Annotated in this window: 7 protein-coding genes; all 7 read right to left on the bottom strand. The window is 63.2% G+C overall.

All coding sequences use genetic code 11. From position 1 onward, the window contains the following. Nucleotides 1-223: 223 nt before the first annotated feature. Nucleotides 224-1279, bottom strand: coding sequence for a porin (locus tag AC1Q6E_RS05490; RefSeq protein WP_152795073.1), 1056 nt, complete (start codon nt 1277-1279; stop codon nt 224-226). Between the two features lie 414 nt (nt 1280-1693). After that, complete coding sequence (locus tag AC1Q6E_RS05485) at nt 1694-2740, bottom strand: porin (RefSeq protein WP_152795071.1); 1047 nt, start codon at nt 2738-2740, stop codon at nt 1694-1696. Nucleotides 2741-3163: 423 nt separating this feature from the next. Continuing rightward, nucleotides 3164-3931 carry a peptidylprolyl isomerase gene (locus AC1Q6E_RS05480; protein WP_152795069.1) on the bottom strand — a complete coding sequence of 256 codons (768 nt, stop codon included), beginning with the start codon at nt 3929-3931 and terminating at the stop codon, nt 3164-3166. Nucleotides 3932-3988: 57 nt separating this feature from the next. Continuing rightward, on the bottom strand, nt 3989-4273 hold the full coding sequence (locus AC1Q6E_RS05475) for a BolA family protein (protein WP_152795067.1): 285 nt from the start codon (nt 4271-4273) through the stop codon (nt 3989-3991). Beyond that, nucleotides 4270-4860, bottom strand: a complete 591-nt coding sequence (locus tag AC1Q6E_RS05470) for a septation protein A (RefSeq protein ID WP_152795065.1) — start codon at nt 4858-4860, stop codon at nt 4270-4272. The genes AC1Q6E_RS05475 and AC1Q6E_RS05470 overlap by 4 nt, the downstream gene beginning before the upstream one ends. A 171-nt stretch (nt 4861-5031) precedes the next feature. Beyond that, the gene (gene msrB / locus AC1Q6E_RS05465) at nt 5032-5433 is read right to left on the bottom strand and encodes a peptide-methionine (R)-S-oxide reductase MsrB (protein ID WP_152795063.1); all 402 of its coding nucleotides are present in this window, start codon (nt 5431-5433) and stop codon (nt 5032-5034) included. An 8-nt stretch (nt 5434-5441) separates the two neighbouring features. Next, nucleotides 5442-6953: a protein adenylyltransferase SelO gene (locus tag AC1Q6E_RS05460; protein WP_296561262.1), complete on the bottom strand. Its 1512-nt coding sequence runs from the start codon at nt 6951-6953 to the stop codon at nt 5442-5444. Nucleotides 6954-7042 lie beyond the last annotated feature (89 nt).

Genomic DNA, 7042 nt, shown 5'->3' with positions numbered 1-7042 from the left:
ATGTTCCGCAACGCGCGCCGCTGGACGGCTGGAGTGAGGCTCCCCCTGCGCGCTGACGCGCCCCCCCCAGGGGGGCGGTGCTGGCGGACCGGCAAAGCCGGATCCCCCAGCACCCTGGATCTGGATGAGAAGCACGGAAAAATAAAAACCCCGGGCAACGCCCGGGGTGCGAGGGCCGGCAGCCTGGGCTGCCGGCATAGGGGCCGCCTGGCGGCCCTTTTTCTTAGAAGCGGTGTTGCAGGCCGACGCCCAGTTGGCGATAGGTCATATCGCGGTTCTGGTCGAAGTTGCGCACGTCGTTGTCGGCGTAGAACGCGTACAGATTGGTGCGCTTGGACAGGTCGTAGGTGTAGCCGAGCGCCCAGCCGTCGACCTTGGATTTGGTCGCTTTTTGCCAGGCAGCGTACAGCTTGCCGGGGCCGATCGGGGCGCTGGCGCCGAGGGTATAGGCGTTGTCGTCCGTGAACTGGCCGCCGGTCGCCACGACGCTGTTGTAGCCGTTCAGGTAGGCGCCGGTGATGTTCTTGGCCTTGGCATACCCGGCGAAGACGGCGGCAACGCCGAAATCGTAGGTGGCGCCCAGGGTCAGGTTGCGGAAGGTCTTGGTGCCGGGCAGCGGCGACTCCACCTGCTGGTAGGTCAGCACGCCCTTGATCGGGCCGTTTTCGTACTTCAGGCCGGCGTCGATCATGCGGTTGTTCTTGCCGCTCTGGGGAGCTTCGGTCTCACCGCTGGTCGGGTTGGCGAAGGCGTTGAAGCTATAGCCGACCGCAGCCTGAACGCCGTAGAACGAGGGGCTGTAGTAGTAGACCGAGTTGTTGACCCGGCCGCCACCCATGACGGCATCGTTATAGGCGAAGGTGCTGCCGATGCTGGCGGTGCTGAAATTCAGGCCGAAGGGGTTGACGATGCCGGCGGCCCACATGAAGGCCAGGTTGGTGGTGCGGCCCAGGGTCAGGCGGCCCAGGCTGTTGCTATCGAGGCCGACGTAGGCATAGCGGCCGAATAGGCGGCCGTGGGTCTGCTGGCCGTCATCCACCGTGAAACCGTTTTCCAGGGTGAAGATGGCCTTCAGGCCGTTACCCAAATCCTCCGAGCCGCGCAATCCGAAACGGGACTGGCTCATCAGACCGCTGTCGATACCTGAGATGGTCTTGCCGTCCACCTTGCGGTAGTCGAAGCCCGCATCGACCAGGCCGTACAGCGTCACGGAACTCTGTGCATGCGCGGCACCTGCAAAACCGGCCAGCAGGGCAGTCGCGAGTAGGGTTTTCTTCATTACTTGGTCTCCAGCTGAAAAACACGCCGACAAGGTGGCTGACGTTCCGGTGGGGGGCTGGCCTGGGCCAGCGCCTGCGGGGTACAGCCGCCGTCTTGGTCCCGATTTCCAGGCGATGCTGCTTAGGCTGCGAAGAAATCTGAGGAAATTTCACCAGAAAGGATTAAGGGTGCCAACTGATAAATCTGCTGCGATATTCGGCAGTGTTGCGATTCTGTCTAAACCGATTGGGCTTGTCGCTGTTGGCGCAACAGGAGGGCGGAGAGGTGTTACATCTGGCAACGCCGGCGGGCCAGGGGAGGTTTTCGGGCTGGAGTCCGCCCAAAAAAGAACCCCGCGCGTGGCGGGGTTCTTCATGCTTGGTCGCACCGGGGCCGGAGCCCCGTAGAAGCCGGTCAGACCGGCATCAGGTGCTTAGAAGCGGTGTTGCAGGCCCAGAGCGAACTGGCGGTTGCTCAGGTCTTGCTTGGTGGCGAAGTTACGCACGTTGCCGTCGACGTAGAAGGCGTACAGGTTGGTACGCTTCGACAGGTCGTAGGTGTAGCCGATGGCCCAGTTGTCGGTCTTCGACTTGGTGGCCTTCTGGTAGGCAGCGTAGGCCTTGCCAGGTCCCAGAGGAGCGCTCAGGCCGATCGTGTAGGCGTTGTCCTTGGTGAAGTCCGCGGACGTGGCGTTGATGGCACCGTTGTAGCCGTTGACGGTACGGATGCCCTTGGCATTGGCGTAGCCGGCGTAGACAGCCACGACGCCGAAGTCGTAGTTGGCACCCAGGGTCAGGTTCTTGAACTTGCCGTTGTTGGCGGTCAGCTGCGACGGGTTCAGGTACTGGTACGTGACCACGGCCTTCAGGGGACCGTTGTCATACTTCAAGCCCAGGTCGACCAGGCGGTCGTTGTTCTTGCTGCCGGCGACTTCCGTGTCGGGGTTCGACTGGAAGCTGTAACCGATGGCGCCTTGGAAGCCGGAGAAGTTGGGCGAGTAGTAGTAGATCGAGTTGTTGACACGACCCAGGCCCAGATCGGCGTCGTTGTAGCCGAAGGTGCTGCCGACGGTGGCGCTGCTGAAGCTCAGGCCGAAGGGGTTGGCGATGCCGGCGGCCCACATGAACGCCAGGTTCGTGGTACGGCCCAGGGTCACGCGGCCAGCGGCGGCGCTTTCCAGGCCGACGAAAGCGTAGCGACCGAACAGGCGGCCTTGGGTTTGTTGGCCGTTGTCAACGGTGAAGCCGTTTTCCAGGGTGAAAATGGCCTTCAGACCACCGCCGATGTCTTCCGAACCGCGGATACCCCAGCGCGACTGGCCCTGCAGGCCGCTGTCGATGCCGGTGCGGCTCGATTGGCCTTCGAGTTTCGTGTAGTTGAAGCCGGCGTCAACCAAACCGTACAGCGTGACGTTGCTTTGCGCTTGAGCGGCACCTGCGAAGCCAGCCAGCAGCGAGGCGGCAAGAAGGGTCTTCTTCATTTAAATAGGTCTCCAGCGGAGTGAGTAACTCGATAAGCCGAAGGGGCGAATCGGAAGACAGCATGACCGCTGCTTTCCCCCAAGACAGGCCCCCCGCCTTGCTTACGATTTCTACGCGATGTACTTGCTGTGAAGAAATCTCGAAGAATTTCACCAGAAAGCCCCTGGGGTGCCAATAGTTAATTCCCTTGCAATAAAAATGTGTTGTGCTTGGCGCTAGGGTTTTGTTACTTAATTGCAACCTAAGAGGGGGGCGGAGTGACGAATCTCAGATGTTGCCTGGGGCCATGAAAAGAAAAATGCCCCGTAACCCATGCTCGCAGGCAGTGGTCTTACGGGGCACCAGGATCAACTAAGGGAAACCCTGATTGTTGAAAATTTAATTATCAGGACTTCATTTTTTGTTGGTTGAATCCAACAAGCTTATTGGATCTTGGCCTTTTCGCGCAGGCTGGTCTGGAAATCACGCAGCTTGGCCTGGCGCAGGGATTCCTCGATTTGCGGGCGCAGTTGCTCCAGCGGCGGGAATTGGACCGGGCGCACGTCGTCCAGGCGGATGACATGCCAGCCGAACTGGGTCTGCACCGGCGCTTCGGTGGTCTGGCCCTTCTGCAGGGCGGCCAGCGCGTCGGCGAACGGCTTGACGTAGGTGCTGGACGGCGCCCAATCCAGGCTGCCGCCGTTGGCGGCCGAGCCGGGGTCCTTGGACTGCTTGGCCAGGTCTTCGAACTTCGCACCCTTCTTCAACTGGGCGATGATGTCCTTGGCCTGGGCCTCGCTTTCGACCAGGATGTGGCGGGCCTGGTATTCCTTGTCGCCCTGGGCGCTCTTGACGCGGTCGTACTCGGCCTGGATGTCCTGCGGGGAAACCTGGTTCTTGGCCAGGAAGTCATTGAACAGTCCGCGGATCAGCACGCTCTGGCGGGTCAGGTCGATTTCGGCCTGGACTTCGGGCTGCTTGGCGATGCCGCGCTTGTCGGCTTCCTGCAGGAAGATTTCGCGGTTGATCAGTTCTTCCCGGATCTGCTCGCGCAGTTGGGGCGAGTCGGGTTGGCCCTGCTTGGTCAGCAGCTTGACGAATTGGTCCACGCGAGACGAGGGGATGGCCTTGCCGTTGACCACGGCGGCGTTCTGCGCAAAAACCGGAGCGGCCAGGGTCAGCGCGGCAGCCATCATCAAAACACGCTTCATGTATGGAAGTCCTTGAAGGTAGGGAGGGGAGTGAGGTCGGTTGAAAAGATACCGGGCTCAAGTGGTTGGTGCGGAATTTTCTTCTGGTGTCAGCGCCTGGAGCGCCAGCGCGTGGATGTGCGTTGGCATCAAGTCTGCCAATCGATCATACACCAGCCTATGCCGGGCAACCCGGTTGAGCCCCGCGAAACGGGGCGAAACAATGCGTAGCCGGAAGTGACCCGCGCCGCCGGCCGCGCCGGCGTGCCCGGCATGCAGGTGGGATTCGTCCTGGACGTCCAGCGTGACGGGGTCGAGGCCCTGCAGGCGCTGTCGTATCCATGCCATGCGGTCGGCGTTCATGAGCGCTCGGCCCCGGCATCTGTTTCGCGCTTGGCGATGTCCGCGGCGGAGGCTTCCTGGACGGGTTTCATGTGGCGGCCCAGGTAGAACGATTGCAGGACGACGAATACCAGCAGGAGCCCGAAGATGCCGAACACCTTGAAGCTGACCCAGGTCTCGGTGGGCCAGTGGTAGGCCACGTAGAGGTTCAGGCCGCCCACCGCGGCGAAGAACGTCACCCAGGCAAGGTTGAGCCGGTTCCATACCGTGTCGGGCAACTGGATCTGCGCGCCCAGCATGCTGCGCAGGAAATTGCGCTTGAACAGCAACTGGCCACCGGCCAGCACCACCGCGAACAGCCAGTACAGCACGGTGGGTTTCCACTTGATGAAGACTTCGTCGTGCAGGAACAGCGTCGCGCCCCCGAACACCACGATGATGGCCAGGTTGATCCAGTGCATGGGCTCGATCTTCCGGCGCCGTACCAGCAGCCAGACGATCTGCAGCACGCTGGCCGCCATGGCCACGCCTGTCGCGACATAGATGTCGGCGAACTTGTACGCGGCAAAGAAAAGGACCAGCGGGAAAAGGTCGAAAAGTAATTTCATCGAATCGTCGAAAAGAAAACACGCCAGAGTGGGACAAAAAACCCGCCCCACGGTTCACCCTGCAGCTCGCAGCTTAACCTACCCTACCCAGACCCAGGAGGAGGCGGATCCGGCTCTGCCGGTCCACCCGCGTCGCCCCCTGGGGCGCGCGAAGCGCTTAGCGGCGATCCCCTACACCGGCTCGAATTTGAGCGAGACTGAATTGATGCAATAGCGCAGTCCCGTCGGTGGCGGGCCATCCTCGAAGACGTGCCCCAGGTGCGCGTCGCAGACATTGCACAGGATTTCGGTGCGGACCATGCCATGGGTAGTGTCGACTTCCTCGCGCACGTTGTCGGGATCGAGGGGGGCGAAGTAGCTGGGCCAGCCGCAGGCGGATTCGAACTTGGTATCCGAGGCGAACAGCGGCGTGCCGCAGGCCACGCAGCGGTAGATGCCGGGTTCGCGATGACTCCAGTACTCGCCGGTGAACGCGCGCTCGGTCGCCTTCTCGCGCGCCACGGCGTATTGCATGGGCGTGAGCAGGGTGCGCCATTCGGCGTCGGATTTCGTGACTTTGGGCCGGTCGGACATGGTCTACCTCATGAAGAACAACTGACTTGCAGAGTGCCCGCCCAATCGGGCGGTACGCGGGCATAGCTTTCGTGGCCGGGCTGTTCGGTATAGGGGTCGCGCAACAGCCGCATCAGGCGGTCGATCTCGCCGGTATCCCGGTCTCTGGCGGCGCGGATCGCCAATTCCGCCAGGTGGTTGCGCAGCACGTACAGCGGATTGACGCGGTTCATGGCCGCGGCGCGTTCGGCGCCGGGCCGCGCATCCTGCGTGATGCGGGCGCGATAGGTGGCGAGCCAGGCGCGGGCGGCTTCGCGGTCGGTGTACAGGTCCTCGAAGGTTTCGACGCCCGGTGCCGGGGGGGTGTCCCCAGTGGCGGCCACGTCGGCCAGGCGCCGGAAGCTCAGGGTGAAATCGGCGCGGTTCTGGTGCATGACGGACCAGAGGCCGTTCAGGAGTTCGTCATCGCCGGCCTGCCATTGCCCGAGGCCCAGCTTGGCGGCCATCTTCCGATGGAAGGCCGTCAGGAAGGCGCTCTCGTAGCCGGCCAGGACGGCGCGCAGCGCATCCTCGTCCTGGACCAGCGGCATCAGCGCGCCCGCCAGGCGGTACAGGTTCCAATGCCCGACCGCAGGTTGGGCATCCCAGGCGTAGCGTCCGGCCGTGTCCGAGTGGTTGCAGACATGATGGGCGTCGAAGCCGTCCATGAATCCGTACGGGCCGTAGTCCAGCGTCAGCCCCAGTATGGACATGTTGTCGGTATTCATGACGCCATGACAGAAACCCACCGCCTGCCAATCCGCCATGAGCGCGGCGGTCTTGCGCGTGACCGACGCCAGCAGCCGCAGGTAGGGGCCGGCCTCGGTGTCGGCGACGCCGGCCGGAGCCGGCCGGCACTCGGGATAGAAACGGTCGATCACGTAATCGGCCAGGATGCGCAGCAGGTCGGACCGCTGGCGGCTGGCCCAATGCTCGAACGAGCCGAAGCGCACGAAGCTGGGGGACATGCGGGTGACGACGGCGGCGGTCTCGACCGTTTCACGGATGACCGGATCGTCGGAGGCGATCAGCGCCAGCGCGCGCGTGGTCGGGATGCCCAGGCCATGCATGGCTTCCGATGCGAGATACTCGCGCACCGACGAACGCAGCACGGCCTTGCCGTCGCCCATGCGCGAATAGGGCGTCAGGCCCGATCCCTTGAGCTGCAGTTCCCAGTTGCCGCCGGGGCCAGCCACTTCGCCGAGAAGCAGCGCGCGGCCGTCGCCCAGTTGTCCGGCCCAGACGCCGAATTGATGGCCGCTGTAGACAGCCGCCAGCGGGGTGCCGCCGGGCAGGGGGCTGGCGCCGGAAAACACGGACAGGAATTCGGGAGTGGCCAGGGCCTCGGGCGCGAGGCCGATCAGCGCGGCGGCCTCGGGGTTGGCATGTACCAGCCAGGGGGCGTCCAGAGGCTGCGGCGACACGAGCGAGTAGAACCCGTCCGGCAGCGCGGCAAACGAGTTGTCGGTGCGAAGGGACTGCAGAGTGCTGGCAAGCTTCACGACGTGGGATCAGGTGATTGGCGGTCCGGCCTCACGCCGGGTATCAATCAAGGTTAACCTATTTGCCGTCGTTTTCTTGTTTCCCCTTT

The organism is Pigmentiphaga sp. MLSB6-MA01, from assembly GCF_058793475.1.
The sequence above is the reverse complement of the archived record's forward strand: the minus strand, read 5'-3'. Positions and strand labels throughout refer to the sequence as shown.